This window comes from Alteromonas sp. WD8-37 (assembly GCF_055326825.1).
Window position 1 is genome coordinate 412525 of sequence record NZ_JBUZOV010000002.1, and the last position, 22422, is coordinate 434946.

The following is a 22422-nucleotide window of genomic DNA, read 5'->3' on the forward strand; positions in this document are numbered from 1 at the left end:
GTCTACTTTAAGTGTGACACATCTTAATATTTTTGCCTGTTACTGGCGCGCAGTGCGCAAGTTTGCATAAGGCGCTTCAAAATTGGAGCGGAACGGATTGATATCCAGCCCGCCGCGACGTGTATAGCGGGCCAGCACAGTGAGCTTTTGCATGCCGGGCAGGGCTGCAAGGTCGCAAAATATCCGCTCCACACATTGCTCGTGGAATTCATTATGCTGGCGAAAGCTAACCAGGTAACGCAACAGGCCGGCACGGTCGAGCGCCTGACCCTGATAACGGATCATAATACTGGCCCAGTCAGGCTGGCTGGTGATCAGGCAATTAGATTTTAGTAAATCACTGGTCAGGGTTTCGCTGACAACGTTATCCGAGACAGCCAGCAGGCTGGCATCCGGTAAGTAGGTATCAATGCTGATATCCTGCTCGTCAATATTGTCTCCTGGCAATGTGTGGACAGCCAGAGCATCAAACTCTGCTGGCAGCATAACCTTTACCTCTACTTTTTCGCCCGCACAGGCGGATAAATCCTGGCTCAGGGTCTGCGCGACTTTCTCGCGGGAGGCAAATGGGGTCTGGTTAAAGCTGTTGAGGTACAGCTTAAAAGATTTTGATTCAATCAGGTTGGCTGAAGTGACTGGCACCTGGCATTCCAAAATCCCCACCTGGGGTTTACCTTTGGGGGTTAACCAGGACAATTCATAGCCGGTCCAGGTATCCAGCCCGCTAAAGGGCAGCGCAGCACCATCAATGCCCTGAGCATCGCGGCTCAGGGCGCGCGGCACGCCCTGTAGCAAAGCGGGATTGTAATGTGCTTCATAGGCCACTTTCTGGCCCAGCGTCAAGGTGCCGGTCAGGTCATAATCAGTGGGATTTGTCATGATACTTCATTCACACGTACACTAATAAGAATGACCCCATCATAGCTGATTAGGCAGGCAAAAATTAGTCTGCAAAAGGATAATTTTTAATTTATGACAACTGCAATTGAAGCCAGTCTGGACCGTTTTATGGTCCAGCTTGAACAGGCCGGCCCACTGATGGCTGAATATGAGCCCGATTGGCCGACCCCGTGTGTGACCGATGCGCCTGATGCTGAAAACCAGGTGCAGTGGCAACCAGTGCGCCAGGAGCCGCCGGCAAGCTTTACCAATGTGGAAGAAGCGTTAGGCATCACCTTAAACGCCCAGTTATGTACCTTTTTTAGCCGCTATTACGCCATGAACCTGCCGGCCAGTGCGGCGCAGGGCCCGTGTGAGTTATTGCAGGCAATTAACGCCGATGATGTGGCCCGCTTACAGGAAAATCTGATTGGCCACGTGCTCATGAAGCGCCGCCTGAAGCAACCCGAAACGCTGTTTTTTGGCCTTACTGATCAGGACGAGCTGATCCTAAGTGTGGACAATCAGACCGGCCAGGTACTGCTGGAACGGGTGGGCAAAGCCGACACTGAGGTGCTGGCCGCAGACCTGGCAAGTTTTCTTGATAGTCTGACCCCGGCGGTATAACACGGCGCCATTCCGCCTCTGGCTTTAACTACGGTTTAGTTTGCCTGCTCCAGGCGCGCGATTAGCTGGGCCACCTGCTGCTCCAGGGTAGCCACACGCTGCTCCAGTGTAGCGGTGTGGCGGGTCGAGGTCGCCGCCGAGGCGGCTTCTGTGGGCGCAGCGGCTCGCGGGTTGGCCTGAAACCGTTTTATCGCTTCAATCGCCTGCGCCAGACTGACTTTGACCGGCGCCTTGGCGCGCAGCATCGCTACTGTAGGGGTCTGCCCGGCGCGCTGCATTTGCTGGCACACCTGCACCAGTTCGGCCATGGATAAAGAGGACATACAGGTTCCTTGTTTCGTAATCTTCGATACGGCCTAATTTACTAAATTTTAGTGATTTTACGCAAAACATTAATAATCTGGCCAGTGGTGATTTTTTAAATCCCAATAAATTCATAGGTTTACGTTTTGGCAGGTATCTTGATAGAGTGGTGTGTCTAATAACAACAACTTCTGTCTGACGATGCTACGGTTAGCGCGTGTATCTGGCCGGAAGACTCTGAACATTAATAAGGAAACACTCATGAAACATCTTGCTTTTCTGCTGGCTCTGAGCGCGCCGTTAACCCTGTCTGGCTGTATCATCTCAGTGGATGACCACAATGGTAGCTACAGTGCTGACTGGGAAGAGCGGGAGTTCAACAACCGTCGCCATATCGCTAACCTGGATATGGGCGCGGCCTATGAGACTGTGGTTGGTAGAATGGGCGTGGCCGATTTTAGTGAACTGCAACAACGTGAAGATGCCACCTATCGCATCCTTTACTACCGCACCCAGCGTACCGCCGATGACGGCATCACGACCAAAGATGAGTGTACTCCACTTGTATTTAAAAATGGTCAGCTGGTGGGCTGGGGGCAGGGCGCTGCTCACCTGATCTAATCTTTTCTTTCTTTTTGCAGGCGTTGGTGGCTATTATTTGACCACAGCATGTGATCTTTGTATCACCTTCAGCCATCGGAGCCTGCAATGACCCACCCTTCTGCCAGTTACGATCCCGCCCAGGTTAAAGCCTTGTTTTTAAGCGCCGACGACTTAAATGTCGCTGCGTCTATTTTATACAATGCGTATTTTGACGACCCGGTCTTCAGCGCTATCTTCGATGCACAAAAAGAAGATTATGATGCGCGTTTGCGCAGTGCCATTCGCGAAGAACTGAATGCATTTTGGGATTCTGATCAGATTTTGTTGGGGCTGTTTAATGATACTCGCCTGCTAGCCGTGGCTTGCCTGGTGGTGCCGGATGCTGGTTTTGCGCCGGCGCAGATGTGGCACTGGCGGGTCAAAATGATGCTCACCGCCGGCTGGGTCAGCACTCAGCAGCTGATAGAAAAAGAAAACAAGATTATCGATGCCATTCCAGCCCGGCATTTTCACATGCTGGCGCTGGTGGGGGTGCATCCGGATCATCAGCATCATGGTCTTGGACATCTATTGATGGAGGCAGTAGACAGTGTTGTTGAAGCACACCCCGCCACCGAAGGTATTGGTGTTTTTGCCACCTCCGCTAGTTATAAAGCGTTTTTTGAAGATACCGGCTTTAGCGCGGTCACCCCGTTGACGGTAGCCGATATTAATGGCGATATTCTGTATAAATCCCGACCAGCAGCCGGATAGACAAGACCAGCAACATATTACCTGTACGCAATTACCACAAAGTTTGTAAGAGATATCGCACAATCTTGTAAGTGTTTATACTTTTTTTGCTGACGCTTTTACGTGCAAATAATCTAAACCCTTTGTTTTTACATTGCTTTTGAACCTGCGTATGGATTTGAACGTAACCGGAACATAAATTTTTTGTAATTGTCTGTCGCAAAGAATTTCCTGAGAAGTACTATATTAATTGTCACACGGATACACGACGAGTCTGGAAGACACACGAACAGGATCCTATGGAACAGGGCATGCCTATATGGACCGTAGGGGAATGGATTTTGACATTAAGGATGATGTCAGTCAGGGACGTATCAGGGACCCCTTCAGGATGAAGTGTGCTGTAGGGACGCAGCTAAAGGATTGTTACCTCAGGACGGGGTAGAGTAGGAACTGTCAGGATGACAGGGGCTAATTGACTAGCCATCAGGGACAGGCAGGATGCACCATCAGGACCTCGCAGGATGCGAAAACTGAATTCACGGAGCAGTTCAGTGACCATGGACAAGGGACACGGATGATACCACGCGCACGGGCCAACGGATCTGGCCGCTGAACAGGATGTTCAGGTATGGCGCGTAGAAGGACGGGGTTCACGGTCGAACACCCCATGGGCAAGGCCACATTTTAGATTGTGGTTAACAAAGGAATTGTGTTTTTTGTCTTCAAAGGATTGCGCAGACGGATCTGGATGAATCGAAAAAAGCGGTAGCCTTAGACTACCGCTTTTTTTGTGCCTGCAGCATAAGCGCAAGCGAGAAATCGGTCACTCACACTCGGTAAGGTGGTAACTGGGTGCGCAACAACCGCTTACCAACAAACTCTGCCTGGCCGCCATACCGATCTTCACCGTTGCCGGAAAATTCAAATACAAAAACGGAAAGCCAGTCAGGTTTACCAGTGCGCCACGTCAACCGGGTACGCTGGCGAGCCACCGACAATAATTGCAGCTTATGGGTGTCACAATAATGCCGGATCTGGTGGCTGGCCTGCTCGCTGATACTTCGAATCCGCCAAAACTGTGCAGCTACACCAATGAGCACCAGCCAGACAACCACATCGCCTAAACTCATCATCGTTGCGCTTTGGTTTGATTTAACAATGTGCCGATCGCCACGGTCAGCTGGTCGCTGCCATCGGTGGTGCGCAGTAGCCCCAGCACCAGATTACGCAGTCCGGGCAGCTGCACCAAATCAGCAAACAGACCGGCAAATAATGCGCCATCGAACGAACCGTCGGCATCTGCCCGGGCGGCTTGTTCAAAGAACAGTTTGGTCAATGCCGGCGTGAATTGGCGAAAATGACGCCCGGCAATCACACTTAACGTATCCACTGAACAGCCCTTCGGCGCGCTGAGCAGCCGTGCCAGGCTTTGCTGGATTTGCATATCCGGATGCGCAGAGGCCAGTGCGCGCAGCGCGGCCAGGTGTAAGGCATCCTGGGCCTCTAAGGTAGCCACCAGTTCACATAAATGATCACGCAGGTTTGGGGCTAACGGACCGGCTTCTGCTGCGCCCAGCAGAGCAATCAAAAATTCCTCTGCCAGCTGATGCTGTTGGTCAATCAGCGTCTGAGCCAGCTCAGGATCATCCAGTTGCAATGCCACATCGGCAATAGCCTGCATCGACAGCGTCTGCCAGTCATGCTGCTGTGGTTCTCGCAAATAGGCGTTGACCTGGTCTGTACCGGCGAAGGCCGGCTTGTCCAGTTCATAACGCACAAAGGCATTGAATTGGGCCATCAGGGTTTGAGTGGGCACAAAATTGTATGGATTGTCCGGCAGTGTCTGGGCATCTTCCCCCTCATCGGTCAGGCTCTGCCCCAGCGCATCCACAATGATTTGTAAAAAGTGATTGCGACTGGCCGTCACTAGCAGGCCCTGTTCATCCACCGGCAGTTTGATAAACCAGATATATTCGTGCGCCGGCTGGCTGGTGTTCCAAAACACAATGCCAAACCAGGCATGTCGCTGCCGGGGCTGCGGCACTGTCATCATGCCGTTTTCGATGTCCATAAAGGTTTGGGCATCCATGGGCGCTAACTGGCGGCCCATGTCGAAGACCTGAAAGTTCGTGCCCGCATGCAGTAAAAATTCGCTGATTGATTCGATGGTCTGCGCGCTCATACTATCCCCGGCATCCTAAAAAGCGCCTAGTGTAGCGCTGCCGCCAGCCGATGACCAGCGACCTGACTATGTTATACTGCGCGCCCGTTTTTCCCTGATTGTATGTGTATGTCAGTAACAACTGTTTATCTTGACCATCTGGATGCCTTGGCAGAGGCGCTGCAGCGCGCCGGCCTATGGGGTGAACAGCGCCCGTCACCGGAGGCGCTGGCTTCCACTCAGCCATTTGCTGTGGACACGCTGGCGCTGGAAGAATGGCTGCAGTTTGTGTTTATACCCAAGCTTCGCCGCTATATTCACGCCCATCAGCAACTACCGCCAGCGATGGCGGTCACCCCGATGGCGGAGCAGGTGTTCGGGCGTGCGCATCCGCAGGTGCTGCATCGATTGTTGATGTTAGACAACCTGAGTCAAACGTCATGAACAGCGCAGCCTTATCAGTGCTATATCAGGATGAACAGCTGGTTGCCATCGACAAGCCCAGCGGCTTACTGGTCCATCGTAGCCCCATTGATAAGCATGAAACAGAGTTCGCAGTTCAGCGGTTGCGTGACCAGCTTGGCCAGCATGTGTATCCGGTGCATCGTCTGGATCGGCCCACCTCCGGGGTGCTGCTGTTTGCCTTTGACGGTCATACCGCTAGTGCATTGGGGAAACAAATGATGGCGCGGGCGGTCAAAAAGGAATACTTCGCCATTGTGCGGGGGTTTGTCAAAGCCAGTGGCTATATTGATTATGCGTTGCGTTTTCGCCCTGACAAATATGCGGACAAGGATCGCGGCCAGATTGCACCGCAGCCGGCCACGACCCTGTACCACCCGTTGCAGCATTTTGAGCTGCCGGAATCGTCGGGCCGTTATGCCACCTCGCGCTATAGCACGGTGCGCCTGATCCCCTGTACCGGCAGAAAGCATCAGCTGCGCCGCCACATGGTGCATCTGCGTCATCCGATTGTGGGCGACAGCACCCACGGCGATACCAAACAAAATAAATTTTTACGCACCCGGTTTGGTTTTGAAAAATTGGCCTTAACTTGTACCAAACTGGTGTTTACACATCCACACACTGGCCGGCAGGTGGCAATTGAAGCCAGCCCGCGTTTGGCCATGCAGGAATTATTACAGACCTGGCAGCCTTACCGGGTCTCACCGATTTAAAATTAAACCACGAGGTTGTTTGTATTATGGCAAAACTGGGAATTTTTTGCGGCAGCGTGTATGGCAATGCCCAACATGTGGCCGAGCAGGTAGAAGAAAGCTTATCCACCCAGGGCTTTGAATGTGAATTGTTTGCCGATGCGGCAGTGTCAGATTTTACTGAGTCAGACGCGATCCTGGTGATCACGTCCACCACTGGCCAGGGTGATATTCCACCGAATCTGGAATTCACCTATATGGATTTAAAAGATGAGTTTCCCATGCTAACCGACAAGCCATTTGCGGTGGCTGGTCTGGGCGACAGCAGTTACGAAAATTTTTGTGGCGCGGGGCGGCATTTTCATGAGTTGCTAAGTGAACTGCAAGCCCGCCCGGTAGCCGACATGCTGGAAGTGGACGCGATTGAAACCTTAGATCCGGAGCAGGATGTGGTGGACTGGGTCAACGGTATAAAAGACAAATTATTTGGCTAAAACCAAAAAAACGGTCACCTCAGGGTGACCGTTTTTGTATCTGCCGGCTAAACCCCGTTGATATTACTCAGCACTTCGCAGTAGTGCATTGATACCGACTTTGGCGCGGGTTTTGGCATCAACCTTTTTCACAATAATGGCAGCATACAAGCTGTAGTTGCCATCTTTACCAGGCAGTGAGCCCGGCACTACCACAGAGCCCGCCGGTACACGACCATAATGTATTTCACCGGTTTCGCGATCATAAATGCGGGTGCTCTGACCAATGTATACACCCATAGAAATTACTGCGCCTTCTTCGACAATCACGCCTTCTACAATCTCTGAACGCGCGCCGATAAAGCAGTTGTCTTCAATGATAGTCGGGTTAGCCTGTAGCGGCTCTAATACGCCACCGATGCCGACACCGCCGGACAGGTGCACATTTTTACCGATTTGCGCGCACGAGCCTACGGTGGCCCAGGTATCGACCATAGTGCCTTCATCCACAAAAGCACCGATATTCACATAGGAGGGCATGACCACCACATTGCGCCCCACAAATGAACCGGTACGTACTGCCGCCGGCGGCACAATGCGTACACCTTCATCAGCGAACTGCTGGGCAGTGTAGTGGCGGTATTTCAACGGCACTTTATCAAAAAAGCGGCTCTCGGCACCGTCAATCACATCATTGTTGTGCAGGCGAAAATACAATAGTACGGCTTTTTTCAGCCACTGATGCACAGTCCACTGGCCGTCAATTTTTTCGGCCACGCGGGCTTCACCACTGTTTAAGGCATCTATGGCCTGGGTTACCGCATTGCGGATATCTTCTGAGGCAGAGGAGGGAGATAAACTATCGCGCTGTTCAAACGCGTCTTCAATGATGGTCTGTAGTTCAGTCATGGTATGTTGATATCTTCAAGTTGATCAAGTTTAAACAAAATACGTTTTTTTAAGGTGACCTGCTGGTCCTGAGTCAGTGCCTGGCCCTGGTCATTGCTGACAATGAAAATGTCTTCAGCCCGCTCGCCGATAGTGGCGATTTTGGCCAGTTTCAGGGTCACATTACAATCCACAAAGGCATGCCCGACCTTGGCCAGAATACCGGGTGCATCAAGCGCTTCCAGCTCCACCAAGGTGCTGTCTTCGCCCAGTGAAAAAAACCGGATCTTGGTCGGTACATCTAGCTGGCGCATCTGGCGGGGGAGCTTACGGTGATTACTATGGGCAAAGCCAGGGCGGTTAAGCTGCTGCCAGATAGCCTGTTCCAGATCCTGCGTGCGACGCTCTGAACTGAGTCGGCTACCATCATTTTCAAGCACCAGTAAGCTGTCAAACATATAGCCATCACGAGTTACAGTGATATGCGCATCATGAATAGAGCAGTTTCTACTGTCTAGCACAGAGGCAACCTGGGCAAATAACGCTTGGCGATCTTTGCCGTAGATTAGGATCTCGGTGCCGCCTTTGGCAATCTCGTCATTGGCCCGAATAAGTAAGGTATCTGGGTCGTCTTCGAACAGGCTGTTTTCCGCATTGATAATTTCCTGGGTATGCCAGGCAATTTGAGCGGGCTTAAAGCGGACAAAATAATCATCATCCAGGCGTGTCCACAAAACCTCAATCTGCATCTGGTCCGCGCCACTTTCGTTCAGTAACTGGCGAGCCAACTGTTTGTGCATGCCAACCCGCTCATCCAGCGTGGCGCGGCACTGCAAGCCATTATCCAACGCTTTTTGAGTCATCAGGTAAAGCTCGCGTAACAATGAGGCTTTCCAGTCATTCCACAGATTGTCATTGGTGGCCCGGATATCGGCCAGCGTCAATGCATACAGCTGGTTTAGATGATTATGGCTGCGCACTGTGGTGGCAAATTCGTTGATCACATCTGGATCGTAAATATCCCGGCGCTGGGCCACTACCGACATTAGCAGGTGGTTTTCCACCAACCATACAATCAGTCGGCTGTCTTTTTCTTCAATGCCGTGCAGCGCACAAAACTGCGCCACATCTTCGGCCCCTAACACTGAGTGGTCACCGTCACGGCCTTTGGCAATATCGTGAAAAATGGCCGCGATGTACAGCAGTTCAGGTTTATCCAGATTACGCACAATGCGGCTGCAGCGCGGGAACGGCTGATTGGTGCGGGTAAAATACTGGTTAATATGTTTAACCAGCCGGTGGGTGTGTTCATCCACCGTGTACGCGTGAAACAGATCAAACTGCATCATGCCCACGATCTTATCCCACTCGGGCAGATACGCCTGCAAAATGCCATATTCATGCATAATATCCCAGGCAAAATCAAAAAAGCTGGGATGACGCAATAACGCCATCAGGCGGTCCCGGCAGGCCGGGCGCTCAATAAAATAGCTGTGTTCGAACTTGCGCCGCGTATTGCGCAGTTGCCGAATGGTATCGGTATCCAGCCCCTCGACCTGGGGTGTGTCGGCCACCACCTGCAAAAAATCCAGCATGGCTTCGGGGCTGTCGATGACCTTGTCACGCCGCGGCGCGATCATGTTGTCCAACAGCCAGTAGTCGTCGTTAATGATGGTCTGCACCGCCACATTTTGGCCCAGCATGTCGTAGCGAAAGCGTTGCAGTAGCATTTTGTTGAGTTCACTGACGCGCCGTACAGTGCGGAAAAAATCCCGCATCATGCGCTCTACCGAATGCTTACCGTCTTCACCATAGCCCAGCCGGCTGGCCACATCGGGCTGATAGTCGAACAACAACCGGTTTTCGCTGCGCCCGGCCACCAGATGCAGCGCGCAGCGCATCCGCCACAAATGCATGCGGCAGCGGATCAGCTCACTGTGTTCTTCTTCGGTGAAATAGCCATGTCCCACCAGATTCCAGCCGTCATATTCTTTAAAGTGCTTTTTGGCCACCCAGCCGATGGACTGAATATCGCGCAAACACCCTGGGTTTTCTTTGATATTGGGTTCCAGGTTATACGAGGTGCCGTTGAACTTGGCATGTCGGGCTTTTTGCTCATCGTACTTGGCGGTGAAAAAGTCTTTGCTCGACCAGTAGCGGCGGCTGTTGAGTTCTTCCAGCAAGCTCTCAAACACCGCTTCATTGCCAATCAGCAAGCGGCTTTCCACCAGATTGGTGGCAATGGTGATATCGGTTTTGGCCAGTTGCACGGTTTCTTTGATGGTGCGCACCGCCTGGCCGATGTCCAGTTTGATATCCCACAATAGGGTAATAAAGCGGCTCACCAGCTCCTGATTGGCCGGGCTTAAGGATTTGCGGCTTAAAATCAGTAGGTCGATATCCGAGTAGGGTTGCAAATGCCCGCGGCCATAGCCGCCTACCGCGCACAGCGCAATATCGTCCACCTCATCCAGGCGCAGCAAATGCCATAGGTGCATCAATAAGGCATCCACAAACTGGGCGCGGCCAGCCACCAGTTGATTAACCGCACTGGTGTCGAAGGCTTCGTCCAGCCACTGGTAGGAATGCTGCACGCACTGCTTGATTGCGGGCAAATCATCCACCGACCCGATATTGTCTACCTGGTCAATGAGTTTTTGCAGACTCATCGTGTACCCTTAACCGAAAAAATAAATTGCACCTTAGCATGATTGCTGGCTAGGCGCAGCAGGCAGAAATCGCATAGCAGCAGATTGAAATTGCATAAATATATTGAATTGGCTATAAGCAAGCCGCCGGCAGACCCCGGCGACGGATAGGATAGGCAGCCGAGAGATTATGCGTGGCTGATGACCCGGGGGAGATCTTCTTCTTCGCGCAACGTCAGCACTTCTACGCCGGTTTCGGTGACCAGCAGGGTATGCTCCCATTGTGCGCTTAAGCTGCGGTCTTTGGTGACCACAGTCCACTGATCAGGCAGGATCTTAGAATAACGCTTACCGGCATTGACCATGGGTTCAATAGTAAAACACATTCCAGGTACCAGCTCTTCGCCTGTGCCAGGCTTGCCATAGTGCACAATCTGCGGATCTTCATGAAAGTTGGCGCCAATGCCGTGGCCACAATATTCGCGCACGATTGAATAGTTATGCGCTTCGGCATGGGTCTGGCACAGATGGCCGATATCGCCTAAGCGCATACCCGGTTTGACCTGTTTGATAGCGTTGTATAGACATTCCTGAGTTACACGCACCAGACGCTCAGCCAGGATTGACGGCTTACCGACGATAAACATCTTTGACGTATCACCATGATAGCCATCTTTGATAACGGTCACATCGATGTTGATGATGTCGCCGTCTTTAAGCTTTTTATCTGACGGAATACCATGGCAGATGCAATGGTTTACCGAGGTACAGATCGACTTTGGAAACGGCGGTTGGCCATAATTCAGTGGCGCAGGGATGGCACCTTGTTCATTAACAATATAGTCATGGCAAATGGTATTGAGCTCGTCGGTGGTTACGCCCTTTTTTACGTGGGGCGTGATCATGGTCAACACCTCAGATGCGAGCTTACCAGCCACGCGCATTTTTTCGATTTCTTCAGCGGTTTTAATAGTAGCAGCCACCGGGATCCTCAATTGGTCAAAAATATGTTGTAAAACTTAATGTCGTGGCCACAGCCACAACATTAAGCACGAATGCCTCTATATTAACGGGTTGTGCGCCCACTGTATAGGATACCCGCGTGGCCGGCCCGGCGGCGGCTGGCTGCTTTTGCTTGAGTTGCGCCCCTGGTCGTGGTATAAAGCGCCGGCCTGTTTTGCCGGTCTCTGTGTATGACTACGTAGATACCAGCATTATCGGGTACGAATTTATCAATAACACACATATACCGACACTTGCTATCGGGGTGTCTGCTACGGCGGATCGATACAAGGGGTATATGGAGGCCTAACCCCAATATAGAGGAAAAATCATGGCTAATGTTTCTATGCGCGACATGCTGAAGGCAGGTGTGCACTTCGGTCACCAAACCCGTTACTGGAACCCTAAGATGAAGCCGTTCATCTTTGGTGCACGCAACAAAGTTCACATCATCAACCTGGAAAAAACAGTTCCATTGTTCAACGATGCAATGAACTACCTGTCAAGCGTTGCTGGCAAAAAAGGAAAAATCCTGTTTGTTGGTACTAAGCGCGCAGCCGGCGATGCGGTAAAAGATGCTGCTGTAAAATGTGATCAGTTCTACGTCAACAAGCGCTGGTTAGGCGGTATGCTGACTAACTGGAAAACAGTGCGTCAGTCCATCAAGCGTCTGAAAGATCTGGAGCAGCAAAGCCAGGACGGAACGTTCGAAAAGCTGACCAAAAAAGAAGCACTGATGCTGCAGCGTGAAATGGACAAGCTGGAAAACAGCTTAGGCGGTATCAAAAACATGGGCGGCCTGCCTGATGCGATCTTTGTTATCGATGCTGACCATGAGCACATCGCAGTAACAGAAGCACGTAACCTGGGTATCCCAGTAGTAGGTGTGGTTGATACTAACTCTAACCCAGATGGCGTTGATTACGTGATCCCGGGTAACGATGATGCCATCCGTGCTATCCAGCTGTATCTTGATGCCGCTGCTGATGCGGTAAATGCGGGTCGCGATAACAACCTGGAAGGCCAGGCTGAGCAAGACGATTTCGTCGAAGCTGCAGAGTAATCGCTGCTGGTATCCCTCATGCGCAGCAATGGGCATCAGGGCATTGTTGAAGATTATCTTTAAGGGGCACAGCGCCCCTTTACCATTTCAAATTATTAATGCTGAGGAATTGAAAAATGGCAGTGACTGCAGCACTAGTTAAAGAACTACGTGAGCGCACAGGCGCAGGCATGATGGACTGTAAAAAAGCGCTGGTTGAAACCAATGGCGACATCGAACAGGCCATTGAAAACATGCGTAAATCTGGTCAAGCCAAAGCGGCCAAAAAAGCCGGCCGTATTGCTGCTGAAGGTGTGATACTGACCAAGGTTGAAGGCAACCGCGCCACCATGATGGAAGTAAACTGTGAAACAGACTTTGTTGCACGTGACGAAGGCTTCCTGAAATTTGGTAACGACATCCTGAACCTGGCCCACGACCAGCACATCAACGACATCGAAGCGTTGAACGATGCTGAGTTGAACGGCGAGAAAGTTAGCACTGTACGTGAAAACCTGGTTGCTAAAATTGGTGAAAACATCTCTCCTCGCCGGGTTATCTCGGTAGAAGGTGACAACCTGGGCGCGTACGTCCACGGTGGCCGTATCGGTGTAATCTCTCTGCTGACTGGCGGCGACGAAGAACTGGCCAAAGATGTAGCGATGCATGTTGCTGCTGCCAGCCCGCAGTTTGTTAAGCCAGAAGATGTACCTGCCGAAGTGGTAGAAAAAGAAAAAGGCATCCAGATCGAAATCGCTATGCAATCTGGCAAGCCTGCTGACATTGCAGAAAAAATGGTTGCCGGCCGAATGAAGAAATTCACTGGCGAAATCAGCCTGACTGGCCAGCCGTTTGTTAAAGATCCTTCTGTAACCGTTGGCGAATTGCTGAAAAGCAACAACGCCGATGTTGTAAACTTTATCCGTTTTGAAGTGGGTGAAGGGATCGAGAAAAAATCTGAAGATTTTGCTGCGGAAGTTGCCGCGCAAATGGAAGCTGCGAAGAAATAATTCCAGCCTTCTACTTTTGCCCAAGGCAATAGTCAGATACACTACGGGCACCTCTTCGGAGGTGCTTTTTTATAAGTGAAAGGCCATCTTGCACGGCCGGTTGACCCACTAAGGGCTAGCAGCAAAAGTGCAACCAAGCCGGTTTGTCCTAATTCTTGCCTTGCAAGAATCAGCCGAGAACTATGACAAGCCGCGTTCATGAGGACATATCAAACAATGAGCATCACACCAAAATCAGCCTATCGTCGGATATTATTGAAACTCAGCGGGGAAGCGCTGATGGGCTCAGAAGGCTTTGGCATCGACCCCAAAGTACTGGATCGCATGGCGCAGGAAATTAAAGAGCTGGTCGAGCTGGGGGTCCAGGTTGGCCTGGTCATTGGCGGCGGCAATCTGTTTCGCGGTGAAGGCCTGGCCCGTGCCGGCATGAACCGGGTAGTGGGCGACCACATGGGGATGCTGGCCACCGTAATGAACGGTCTGGCCATGCGCGATGCGCTGCACCGTGCTTTTGTGAACGCCCGCCTGATGTCGGCCATTCCATTAAACGGTGTGTGTGACGCCTACAATTGGGCCGAAGCCATTAGCCTGTTAAAGTCGGGCCGCGTGGTGATTTTTTCTGCCGGCACCGGTAACCCATTTTTCACCACCGACTCGGCTGCCTGTTTACGGGGCATCGAAATTGAAGCTGACGCCGTACTTAAAGCCACCAAGGTAGATGGCGTGTACAGCGACGACCCGGTGAAAAACCCGGATGCAGAAATGTATTCGCGCTTGAGCTACCAGGAAGTACTTGAAAAAGAGCTTAAAGTGATGGACTTGTCGGCCTTTACCCTGGCCCGTGACCATGGCTTGCCGATTCGGGTGTTCAACATGAACAAGCCGGGCTGTCTGAAAGCTGTTGTGATGGGTGAGCCGGAAGGCACCCTGATTGACCACGCCGAAAACTAGTTAAAAACCAATAGGAAGAAATCGTGATTGATGAAATCGAATTAGATGCGCGTGAGCGTATGGAAAAAAGCATCAGTGCTCTGAAAAGCCAGCTAAGTAAAATTCGAACTGGTCGGGCGCATCCCAGCTTATTGGACGGCATTATGGTGTCTTATTACGGTGCCGACACGCCGTTAAAGCAAATTGCCAACGTTGTGGCCGAAGACAGCCGCACACTGGCACTGACCGTGTTCGACAAAAGTGCCACTCAAGCGGTTGAAAAAGCCATCATGCAGTCAGATTTGGGGCTAAACCCAATGAGTGCCGGCACCACCATTCGCATTCCGATGCCAGCGCTGACCGAAGAGCGTCGTAAAGACCTGATTAAAGTGGTTCGCGCAGAAGCAGAGCAAGCCCGGGTCGCGATCCGCAATATTCGTCGTGATGCCAATGGCGATGTCAAAGATTTGCTGAAAGACAAAGATATCAGTGAAGATGAGAGCCGTGCAGCAGAAGAAAACATCCAGACATTGACCAATGATTTTGTCAAAAAAGTGGATGAGATGCTGGTGGTAAAAGAAAAAGAGTTAATGGAAGTTTAACCTCAGCCATGTTATCGAAGCGGTTTCAATCAGCTCAGCCCGCGCCGGTTCAGCCCGATGTCGACGGGCCTCGCCATGTTGCCATCATCATGGATGGCAATGGACGCTGGGCGCAGAAAAAAGGAAAAATTCGTACCTTTGGCCATAAAGCCGGGGTCGAATCTGTGCGCTCAGTGGTTCGCTTTGCGCGCGAGTCGGGAATTGAATCGCTTACCTTGTTCGCTTTTAGCAGCGAAAACTGGAAGCGCCCCGAAGAAGAAGTCAGTGTGTTAATGGAGTTATTTAACCTGGTGTTGAACAACGAAGTAAAACGGCTGAATAAGAACGGGGTGCGTCTTAAAGTCATTGGTGATACATCGGCTTTTGATGACAAGTTGCGCAGCAAGATTGCCAAAGCCGAATCACTGACCCAGGACAACACGGCCTTGGTACTCAACATTGCGGCCAACTATGGTGGGCGCTGGGACATCACCCATGCTGCCCGGCAGATGGCGAAGGCGGTGATCGATGGCGAACAACGCTTGGATGATGTGGATGAAACGGTGTTTGGCCAGTATATCTCCACCGCCCAGTTGCCCGAACTGGATCTGTTGATCCGCACCGGCGGAGAGCAGCGCATCAGTAACTTTCTACTGTGGCAATGTGCTTATGCCGAACTCTACTTTACTGACGTGCTGTGGCCGGACTTTAACGAGTCGGTATTTGCGGCCGCGGTTGAAGATTTCAAAGCACGCCAGCGGCGATTTGGTCTGACCGGTGAACAGGTAAGTGTTTCGCCTAGTTAACTGTCAGAGTTGCCAGAAATCAGGCTGACAACAAGGAGCCATCAAGCCACTCATGCTTAAACAACGAATTATCACTGCGTTAATCCTGGCGCCGCTGGCGCTGATAGCTATTTTATCGTTGCCCATCTGGTGGTTTCAGATGGCTATTGCGGCGGTGGTGGCACTGGGCGCCTATGAATGGGCCAACATGTCAGGCATCGCACAACGCCCGCAAAAAGCACTGCTGATGCTGGCTGCTTTTGTCAGCTGTGTGGGCCTCTCGCTGATTGTTGATGTCAACAAAATCTGGCATCAGGGCCAGATCCACTGGTTGTATCATCTTATCCTGGCGCTATCTGCGGTATGGTGGCTGGTATCTCTGGCCATGATCATTGCCTACCCCCGTTATTCAATTTATTGGCGCAACAGCAAACGAATTCGCGTGGTCTTTGGCGCGCTCACGTTGATTCCTACCTGGGTTGCAGTGGTGAGCCTGCGTACCAGTTTGCATGATGTTGACCCTTTCTACGGCTCCTCACTGATTTTTTATGTGCTGGGGATTGTCTGGGCCGCCGACATCGGTGCATTTTTCGTAGGTGTCAAATTCGGCCGGCACAAGCTGCGCCCTAATGTGTCACCGGGTAAGACGCTGGAAGGCCTGTTAGGCGGCGTGGCAGCCTCGACCGCTATCATCGCTTTTGCTGCTCTGCATTATCAGGTGGAACCGTCACGTATCTGGCTGCATCTGTTGATTGGCGGTATTACAGTTGCTGTTTCAGCCTTAGGGGATTTAAATGAAAGCATGCTGAAACGCTGCGCCGGTATTAAAGACAGTGGTAAATTGCTGCCTGGCCATGGCGGCGTATTAGACCGTATCGATAGCCTGACCGCTGCCTTTCCAGTCTTTGCATTTTGTTATGTAACCTGGATGGCATGATGCAAACGGTAACGATTCTTGGGGCCACCGGCTCCATTGGCTGCAGTACGTTAGATGTTATCAATCGCCACCCGGACAAATACCGGGTGTTTGCCATTACCGGTCATCAGCAGATTGAGCGTTTATTGGAACAGGCGCAGCAGTGCGCCGCCCGCTATGTGGTGCTGGCTTGTGACAGTCAGTACGTCAAAGCCTGTGAACTGGCCCGCCAGATGCAGCTGGCGTCAGAAATTCTGTGTGGTCCCCAGGCGTTGGAAGATGTTGCCAGCGCACCCGAAGTGGATGCGGTCATGGCAGCCATCGTTGGTGCGGCCGGGCTAATTCCTACCCTGGCTGCGGTGCGTGCCGGCAAGCGCGTGTTACTGGCCAATAAAGAAGCGCTGGTGATGTCAGGTGCTTTGTTTATGGAAACCGCGCGCCAGTCGCAAGCGACCATTTTGCCCATTGACAGCGAACACAACGCGATTTTTCAGTGTCTGCCAGCCAGCTTTGAGTATGGGCAGTTACCTGAATCAGGTATTAACAGTATCTTACTGACCGGTTCCGGTGGCGCGTTTCGAACTCGCCCCCTGGACAGTTTTGCCAGCATTACCGTGGATGAAGCCTGCAGTCATCCCAACTGGTCGATGGGGCGTAAAATTACCGTCGATTCGGCCACCATGATGAATAAAGGCTTAGAGTTTATTGAAGCGTGCTGGCTGTTTGGTGCCCGGGCTGACCAGATCCAGGTGGTATTACATCCGCAAAGCACTATCCATTCGATGGTGCAGTATGTGGATGGTTCGGTGATTGCCCAATTAGGCAACCCGGATATGCGCACCCCGATCGCCTATGGGCTGGCCTACCCGGAGCGCATCGATGCCGGTGTGGCGCCGCTGGATTTTGCTCAGTTAGCCGATCTGACCTTTTCCACGCCGTGCCCGCAGCGCTATCCAAATTTACAGCTGGCCATTGACGCCTGTAAAGAAGGCCAGGCCGCTACCACGCGGCTGAATGCTGCCAACGAAGAGGCCGTGGCAGCCTTTTTAAATGAGCAAATCCGCTTTTGCGACATTGCCCGGGTGAATGAGCAAACGCTGCAACAGATGGAACCTATCAGTGTTTCCACACTCCAACAAATTCTTGAGCAGGACAGACTCGCCCGGGCCACCGCCCAGGCGGTGATAAGAGGTTTATCAGCGTGATGTCGTTTTTATGGAGCCTGGGAGCATTTATTGTTGCGCTGGGGATCCTTGTGGCTGTGCATGAGTGGGGCCACTTTTATGTTGCCCGCAAATGCGGGGTGCATGTTCAACGTTTTTCCATTGGTTTTGGCAAACCATTCTGGCGTCGTACCGATAAACACGGCACCGAGTTTGCGGTGGCAGCCATCCCTTTAGGCGGCTATGTGCGCATGCTCGATGAGCGTGTGGATACCGTCCCTGAGCATCTTAAACACAAAGCGTTTAACAATAAACCGGTAGGCCAGCGTATGGCCATTATTGCTGCCGGGCCCGGGGTGAATTTTTTATTTGCCGTTGTGGCATTGTTTGTCATGAACTTGATTGGCCTGCAAACTGTAAAGCCGGTAATCGGCGAAGTGGCGCCGGCTTCTATCAGTGCCCAGGCCGGGCTGACCAGCGATGCGCAAATCACCGCAGTCGGCTCGCGCAGCACTGCAGACTGGGAAGCGGTGAACCTGGAATTGGTCTCGTACATTGGCAAATCCAGCGTGCCGGTGACCTTACAAACATCCGCGGGGGAAACTCAAACCCGCACCCTGGATACTAAGGATTGGAACTTTGACCCGGAAAAAGAGTCTGCTTTAGGCAGCCTGGGGATCACGCCGTTTCGGCCTGCTGCCACGCTGACCCTGGCTGTGGTAGCCCCGGATAGCCCGGCGGCTCAGGCTGGTTTGGCAGTAGGGGATCGCCTGGTGGCCTTTGATGGCAAGCCAATTGATGACTGGTCGGCCCTGGTGGCCAAAATTGCCGAGATGCCGGGGCAAACGGTGTCAATTACCCGGGATCGGGATGGACAACAGCGTACTATTAATGCCACCATCGCCCGGCGCGACACCGAACAGGGTCAGACTGGTTACCTGGGTGTCAGCCCACAATTAGAACCCTGGCCACCAGAATATATCTTCACCCACCAATATGGGCCGGTGGAGGCAATGGCCAATGCAGCGGATAAAACCTGGCGGTTGATCACGCTGAGCTTTTCCATGATCGGAAAGCTGGTGACCGGCGATGTATCGCTAAACAATTTAAGTGGCCCCATATCCATTGCTCAGGGCGCGGGAATCAGCGCAGGGTATGGGCTAGTGTATTTTCTGAGCTTTCTGGCGTTGATCAGTGTCAATTTGGGCATTATCAACCTGCTCCCTTTGCCGATGCTTGATGGTGGACATTTAATGTATTTCACCATTGAATTATTTACCGGCAAGCCTGTCTCAGAAGCTGTGCAGGAATGGGGATTCAGAATCGGAGGGGTAGTACTGCTTATGATCATGGGTATTGCCATCTTTAACGATATTAGCCGCATCGCCTCGTAGATGTAGCGCTAGATTACGATACGACAAACACAGCAACGCGGCGCAGGATAAAAAGAATAGATGAAGTTAAGACAGTTAGTAGCAGCCGGAGTGATTGCCTCCAGTGCTAGCTTAGCCAACGCGGCAACATCACAAACTCAGTTCGTCGTCGAAGATATTCGGGTAGAAGGCTTACAACGGGTCGCCCTGGGGGCGGCGCTGACTTATCTGCCCATCGAGGTTGGCGACCAGCTCAATTCATTCCGGGTTGCCCAGGCGATCCGTTCACTGTATTCCTCCACCCACTTTGAAAGTGTGGAAGTGCTGCGTGACGGCAACACCCTGGTGATCAAAGTGGCCGAACGGCCAACCATCAGTAACATCATTTTTGAAGGTAATGATGACATCAAAGATGAACAGCTGAATGAAAGCCTGGACGGCAACGGCATCCGGGTGGGTGAGCCCCTCGACCGTACCGTACTGACCTCAATGGAAAATGGCCTGAAAGACTTTTTCTACAGCATTGGTAAGTACAATGCCGATGTATCAGCCATTGTGACGCCACTGCCACGTAACCGTGTGGATCTGAAATTATTGTTCGAAGAAGGCGACGCAGCTGAAATTCGTCAGATCAACATTGTCGGCAATCAGGAATTTTCCGACGATGAGCTGATGGAAAATCTGGAGCTGCAGTTTGATACGCCATGGTGGGACTTTTTGTCTGAAACCCGCTACCAGCAACAAACACTGCAGGGTGACATGGAAACTGTGCGTAACCATTATCTGGACCGCGGCTATCTGCGCTTTAATATCGACTCGACCCAGGTGTCGATGACGCCAGAAAAAGAAGGCATTTATATAGCGCTGAATGTGTCTGAAGGCGAACAGTACACCATCTCCGGCGTGGAGCTGGTAGGCGACCTGCTGGGCAACGAAGATTATATTGCCAAGGTGCTGCCGCTGACCGAAGGCGAACTGTATAACCAGGCTGAAGTCACTTACACCGAAGAATTTATTTCTAAATATCTGGGCCGCTTTGGGTATGCCTATCCGGAAGTCACTACGGTACCAGAAATCAATGACGAAGATAAAACGGTCAAACTGACGTTGTCAGTAGACCCGGGCAAGCGGATTTATGTGCGCCGCATCAACTTTAAAGGCAACACTGTGACAGCTGATGAAGTGTTGCGCCAGAATGTGAATCAGATGGAAGGGGCTTGGTTATCTAACAACCTGTTGGAGTCTTCCAAAAACCAGCTGTCACGTCTGACCTACATGAAGGATATCGAGTTTGAAACAACCCGCATCCCGGGCGAGGAAGACAAGGTCGATGTGGACTTTATGGTAGAAGAGCAGCCGTCGGGCTCATTTAATGCCGGTATCGGCTACGGCGACCGCACCAAACTAAGCTTACAGGCGGGGATCCAGCAGGATAACTTCTTAGGTACCGGTAAGCGTGTGGGCTTGAACTTAAGCACGGTGTCGTATCAAAAATCAGCGCAGCTGACCTATAACGACCCTTACTTTACCATCGACGGTATCAGTCTGGGTGGCTCTATCGGTTACAGCGAGTTTGATGGCTCTGACTTTAACGTTATCCAGTATAACTCTAAGCGCTGGTCGGTGGGTGCCAATGCCGGCTATCCCATTGATGAGATTAACCGCATCAACTTTGGCATGACCTATTCCAATGTTGAACTGTTCAACACCGGATTCTTTGAGCAAACCGAACAATTTTATAATCAGTTCCGTGGCGCGGATCCAGCAGCCCCGGTGAAATATGACAGCTACCTGGCCAGTGTAAGCTGGAGCCGCAATACGCTTAACCGTGGCTTGTTCCCCACCGCGGGCTCGTCGCAGCGAGCAACCTTTAGCATTACCACGCCTAATTCCGATGTAAATTATTTCAAATCGGTATTGGATACTAAGTTTTATTTTCCGCTGTCTCGTGACCAGCGCTGGTCGGTTCTGGCTCGTTTGCGCTTAGGTTATGGTAACGGTTACGGCGATAAAAATGGCAGCGACCAGATCCTGCCATTTACCGAAAACTTCACCGCCGGTGGTGCCGATACTCTGCGTGGTTTTGAAAACAACACGGTTGGCCCGCGCGGAATCCAGCTGTTTCCAGGCTCAAGCCTGACGGGCCCGGATGGGGAAGTTTACCCGGGCACCGGTAGTAACGCCCAAATTAATGTCTCACAGCGTTCCATGGGTGGTAATGCGATGGCCCTGGGCGGGGTGGAGTTAATTGTACCCACGCCATTTGTGGATGAAGAGATGGATTCGTCTGTACGCACCAGTGTCTTTTTTGATATTGGTAACGTGTGGGACACCGAGTTTGATTACGATCGCTACAAAGACCTTGAGCAACCTAATCTACAGAGTGGCCGATTATTGGACTATTCAGACTGGAAGCAGTATCGTAGTTCCGCCGGTTTATCTGTACAATGGATTTCACCGATGGGCCCCATGGTCTTTAGCTTCTCCAAGAGTATCCAGGAACGTGAAGGTGACGATGCAAGATTCTTTACCTTTAATATCGGACAAACATTTTAATTTTGAACCTGACAACACTGTCGAATAAATAATTATAAAAGGAGCTCACCTTGAAACAGTTGGCAAAACATTTTGTTGCAACCGCAATGTTAGGAAGTGCGCTGGTTAGCGGTTCAGCCATGGCTGAGCAAAAAATTGGCGTTGTAGATGTACAAAGCGTGTTTCAGGCAATGCCTCAGGCCGCTGAAATTCAAAACACCATTCAAATGGAATTTAAAGACCAGATTGATGCAGTGAATCAACTGCAAAAAGATGGCCAGTTCTTTGCCGAGCGCCTTCAGCGTGACGCCGCCACTATGAGCGAGCAGGAAAAGCAGGAACTGCAGCAAAAAATCCAGAATGTGCGTGAGCAACTGGCCGAAAAAGGTCAGCCGCTGCAACAGAACATTCAGCGTCGTAGCAACGAAGAACGCAACAAATTACTGGGTCTGATCAAACAGGCGATTAACAATGTTGCGCAAAAAGGCGACTACGACCTGGTTCTGACGTCAGGCGCAGTGTCTTTCACCAAAGAACAGTTCGATATTTCGGAACAAGTGCTGGAACAGGTGAAAAAGACTAACTAATTGATTTGGCAGGTGCGCCTGTTT

The 22422-nt window shown here is 51.6% G+C and carries 23 protein-coding genes; 16 read left to right on the top strand and 7 right to left on the bottom strand.

Annotation, left to right across the window (positions count from 1 at the left end; translation table 11 throughout):
- Positions 1-39: 39 nt before the first annotated feature.
- On the bottom strand, positions 40-879 hold the full coding sequence (gene queF / locus ACTUJZ_RS07270; protein ID WP_463635632.1) for an NADPH-dependent 7-cyano-7-deazaguanine reductase QueF: 840 nt from the start codon (positions 877-879) through the stop codon (positions 40-42).
- A gap of 93 nt (positions 880-972) precedes the next feature.
- Here queF and syd point away from each other — a divergent pair, with 93 nt between their 5' ends.
- Positions 973-1506 (top strand): SecY-interacting protein, encoded by a 534-nt coding sequence (gene syd / locus ACTUJZ_RS07275; protein WP_463635633.1) that lies wholly within the window; start codon positions 973-975, stop codon positions 1504-1506.
- 35 nt (positions 1507-1541) lie between these two features.
- On the opposite strand, the gene ACTUJZ_RS07280 is transcribed toward syd, so the two are convergent.
- Positions 1542-1829 carry a hypothetical protein gene (locus ACTUJZ_RS07280; RefSeq protein WP_463635634.1) on the bottom strand — a complete coding sequence of 96 codons (288 nt, stop codon included), beginning with the start codon at positions 1827-1829 and terminating at the stop codon, positions 1542-1544.
- A gap of 241 nt (positions 1830-2070) precedes the next feature.
- On the opposite strand from ACTUJZ_RS07280, the gene ACTUJZ_RS07285 reads away from it, so the two are divergent.
- Both ACTUJZ_RS07285 and ACTUJZ_RS07290 read left to right on the top strand, forming a co-directional pair.
- Positions 2071-2430, top strand: a complete 360-nt coding sequence (locus ACTUJZ_RS07285) for a DUF3192 domain-containing protein (protein WP_463635635.1) — start codon at positions 2071-2073, stop codon at positions 2428-2430.
- 87 nt (positions 2431-2517) lie between these two features.
- The gene (locus ACTUJZ_RS07290; protein WP_463635636.1) at positions 2518-3165 is read left to right on the top strand and encodes a GNAT family N-acetyltransferase; all 648 of its coding nucleotides are present in this window, start codon (positions 2518-2520) and stop codon (positions 3163-3165) included.
- An 809-nt stretch (positions 3166-3974) separates the two neighbouring features.
- Here ACTUJZ_RS07290 and ACTUJZ_RS07295 read toward each other — a convergent pair.
- Positions 3975-4277 (bottom strand): DUF3301 domain-containing protein, encoded by a 303-nt coding sequence (locus tag ACTUJZ_RS07295; protein WP_463635936.1) that lies wholly within the window; start codon positions 4275-4277, stop codon positions 3975-3977.
- A complete protein-coding gene (locus ACTUJZ_RS07300) occupies positions 4277-5329 on the bottom strand; it encodes a DUF3549 family protein (RefSeq protein WP_463635637.1) in 1053 nt (350 codons plus the stop codon). Before ACTUJZ_RS07300 ends, ACTUJZ_RS07295 begins: the two co-directional genes overlap by 1 nt.
- Positions 5330-5437: 108 nt before the next feature.
- Between ACTUJZ_RS07300 and ACTUJZ_RS07305 the strand changes: the two genes are divergently transcribed.
- The 3 genes from ACTUJZ_RS07305 to ACTUJZ_RS07315 are packed head-to-tail and all read left to right on the top strand — an operon-like array spanning position 5438 to position 6959.
- Positions 5438-5752 carry a YqcC family protein gene (locus ACTUJZ_RS07305; RefSeq protein ID WP_463635638.1) on the top strand — a complete coding sequence of 105 codons (315 nt, stop codon included), beginning with the start codon at positions 5438-5440 and terminating at the stop codon, positions 5750-5752.
- Positions 5749-6486: a pseudouridine synthase gene (locus tag ACTUJZ_RS07310; RefSeq protein WP_463635639.1), complete on the top strand. Its 738-nt coding sequence runs from the start codon at positions 5749-5751 to the stop codon at positions 6484-6486. Before ACTUJZ_RS07305 ends, ACTUJZ_RS07310 begins: the two co-directional genes overlap by 4 nt.
- Before the next feature lie 26 nt (positions 6487-6512).
- Entirely contained in the window at positions 6513-6959 is a 447-nt protein-coding gene (locus ACTUJZ_RS07315) for a flavodoxin (RefSeq protein WP_463635640.1), read from the top strand.
- Positions 6960-7022: 63 nt separating this feature from the next.
- On the opposite strand, the gene dapD is transcribed toward ACTUJZ_RS07315, so the two are convergent.
- The 3 genes from dapD to map form a co-directional block, all read right to left on the bottom strand.
- Positions 7023-7847 (bottom strand): 2,3,4,5-tetrahydropyridine-2,6-dicarboxylate N-succinyltransferase, encoded by an 825-nt coding sequence (gene dapD / locus ACTUJZ_RS07320; protein WP_463635641.1) that lies wholly within the window; start codon positions 7845-7847, stop codon positions 7023-7025.
- Positions 7844-10495, bottom strand: coding sequence for a [protein-PII] uridylyltransferase (gene glnD, locus ACTUJZ_RS07325; RefSeq protein WP_463635642.1), 2652 nt, complete (start codon positions 10493-10495; stop codon positions 7844-7846). The genes dapD and glnD overlap by 4 nt, the downstream gene beginning before the upstream one ends.
- A 167-nt stretch (positions 10496-10662) precedes the next feature.
- The gene (gene map / locus ACTUJZ_RS07330) at positions 10663-11457 is read right to left on the bottom strand and encodes a type I methionyl aminopeptidase (protein ID WP_463635643.1); all 795 of its coding nucleotides are present in this window, start codon (positions 11455-11457) and stop codon (positions 10663-10665) included.
- Between the two features lie 350 nt (positions 11458-11807).
- Here map and rpsB point away from each other — a divergent pair, with 350 nt between their 5' ends.
- From rpsB to ACTUJZ_RS07380, 10 genes are all read left to right on the top strand, one after another.
- Positions 11808-12539 carry a 30S ribosomal protein S2 gene (gene rpsB, locus ACTUJZ_RS07335; protein ID WP_463635644.1) on the top strand — a complete coding sequence of 244 codons (732 nt, stop codon included), beginning with the start codon at positions 11808-11810 and terminating at the stop codon, positions 12537-12539.
- A 116-nt stretch (positions 12540-12655) separates the two neighbouring features.
- Positions 12656-13528 carry a translation elongation factor Ts gene (tsf, locus tag ACTUJZ_RS07340; protein WP_463635645.1) on the top strand — a complete coding sequence of 291 codons (873 nt, stop codon included), beginning with the start codon at positions 12656-12658 and terminating at the stop codon, positions 13526-13528.
- Between the two features lie 216 nt (positions 13529-13744).
- Positions 13745-14479, top strand: coding sequence for a UMP kinase (gene pyrH / locus ACTUJZ_RS07345; protein WP_463635646.1), 735 nt, complete (start codon positions 13745-13747; stop codon positions 14477-14479).
- A gap of 23 nt (positions 14480-14502) precedes the next feature.
- On the top strand, positions 14503-15060 hold the full coding sequence (frr, locus tag ACTUJZ_RS07350) for a ribosome recycling factor (RefSeq protein WP_463635647.1): 558 nt from the start codon (positions 14503-14505) through the stop codon (positions 15058-15060).
- Positions 15061-15068: 8 nt separating this feature from the next.
- Positions 15069-15845, top strand: coding sequence for a polyprenyl diphosphate synthase (gene uppS / locus ACTUJZ_RS07355; RefSeq protein WP_463635648.1), 777 nt, complete (start codon positions 15069-15071; stop codon positions 15843-15845).
- 52 nt (positions 15846-15897) lie between these two features.
- Positions 15898-16761, top strand: coding sequence for a phosphatidate cytidylyltransferase (locus tag ACTUJZ_RS07360; RefSeq protein WP_463635649.1), 864 nt, complete (start codon positions 15898-15900; stop codon positions 16759-16761).
- Positions 16761-17945, top strand: coding sequence for a 1-deoxy-D-xylulose-5-phosphate reductoisomerase (gene ispC, locus ACTUJZ_RS07365; protein ID WP_463635937.1), 1185 nt, complete (start codon positions 16761-16763; stop codon positions 17943-17945). Before ACTUJZ_RS07360 ends, ispC begins: the two co-directional genes overlap by 1 nt.
- The gene (gene rseP / locus ACTUJZ_RS07370; protein ID WP_463635650.1) at positions 17942-19297 is read left to right on the top strand and encodes a sigma E protease regulator RseP; all 1356 of its coding nucleotides are present in this window, start codon (positions 17942-17944) and stop codon (positions 19295-19297) included. The genes ispC and rseP overlap by 4 nt, the downstream gene beginning before the upstream one ends.
- A 60-nt stretch (positions 19298-19357) precedes the next feature.
- Positions 19358-21832 (top strand): outer membrane protein assembly factor BamA, encoded by a 2475-nt coding sequence (bamA, locus tag ACTUJZ_RS07375; protein ID WP_463635651.1) that lies wholly within the window; start codon positions 19358-19360, stop codon positions 21830-21832.
- 50 nt (positions 21833-21882) lie between these two features.
- Positions 21883-22398, top strand: coding sequence for an OmpH/Skp family outer membrane protein (locus ACTUJZ_RS07380; protein ID WP_463635652.1), 516 nt, complete (start codon positions 21883-21885; stop codon positions 22396-22398).
- Positions 22399-22422: the final 24 nt, after the last annotated feature.

Bases quoted from the DNA above. Each gene is read 5' to 3' on its own strand.
- dapD (WP_463635641.1), bottom strand. From the start codon at position 7,847: ATGACTGAACTACAGACCATCATTGAAGACGCGTTTGAACAGCGCGAT.
- bamA (WP_463635651.1), top strand. From the start codon at position 19,358: ATGAAGTTAAGACAGTTAGTAGCAGCCGGAGTGATTGCCTCCAGTGCT.
- ACTUJZ_RS07315 (WP_463635640.1), top strand. From the start codon at position 6,513: ATGGCAAAACTGGGAATTTTTTGCGGCAGCGTGTATGGCAATGCCCAA.
- pyrH (WP_463635646.1), top strand. From the start codon at position 13,745: ATGAGCATCACACCAAAATCAGCCTATCGTCGGATATTATTGAAACTC.
- ACTUJZ_RS07305 (WP_463635638.1), top strand. From the start codon at position 5,438: ATGTCAGTAACAACTGTTTATCTTGACCATCTGGATGCCTTGGCAGAG.
- ACTUJZ_RS07360 (WP_463635649.1), top strand. From the start codon at position 15,898: ATGCTTAAACAACGAATTATCACTGCGTTAATCCTGGCGCCGCTGGCG.
- ACTUJZ_RS07295 (WP_463635936.1), bottom strand. From the start codon at position 4,277: ATGAGTTTAGGCGATGTGGTTGTCTGGCTGGTGCTCATTGGTGTAGCT.
- ACTUJZ_RS07310 (WP_463635639.1), top strand. From the start codon at position 5,749: ATGAACAGCGCAGCCTTATCAGTGCTATATCAGGATGAACAGCTGGTT.
- ACTUJZ_RS07290 (WP_463635636.1), top strand. From the start codon at position 2,518: ATGACCCACCCTTCTGCCAGTTACGATCCCGCCCAGGTTAAAGCCTTG.
- syd (WP_463635633.1), top strand. From the start codon at position 973: ATGACAACTGCAATTGAAGCCAGTCTGGACCGTTTTATGGTCCAGCTT.
- ACTUJZ_RS07280 (WP_463635634.1), bottom strand. From the start codon at position 1,829: ATGTCCTCTTTATCCATGGCCGAACTGGTGCAGGTGTGCCAGCAAATG.
- ACTUJZ_RS07285 (WP_463635635.1), top strand. From the start codon at position 2,071: ATGAAACATCTTGCTTTTCTGCTGGCTCTGAGCGCGCCGTTAACCCTG.
- ACTUJZ_RS07300 (WP_463635637.1), bottom strand. From the start codon at position 5,329: ATGAGCGCGCAGACCATCGAATCAATCAGCGAATTTTTACTGCATGCG.
- ispC (WP_463635937.1), top strand. From the start codon at position 16,761: ATGCAAACGGTAACGATTCTTGGGGCCACCGGCTCCATTGGCTGCAGT.
- rpsB (WP_463635644.1), top strand. From the start codon at position 11,808: ATGGCTAATGTTTCTATGCGCGACATGCTGAAGGCAGGTGTGCACTTC.
- tsf (WP_463635645.1), top strand. From the start codon at position 12,656: ATGGCAGTGACTGCAGCACTAGTTAAAGAACTACGTGAGCGCACAGGC.
- queF (WP_463635632.1), bottom strand. From the start codon at position 879: ATGACAAATCCCACTGATTATGACCTGACCGGCACCTTGACGCTGGGC.
- uppS (WP_463635648.1), top strand. From the start codon at position 15,069: ATGTTATCGAAGCGGTTTCAATCAGCTCAGCCCGCGCCGGTTCAGCCC.
- glnD (WP_463635642.1), bottom strand. From the start codon at position 10,495: ATGAGTCTGCAAAAACTCATTGACCAGGTAGACAATATCGGGTCGGTG.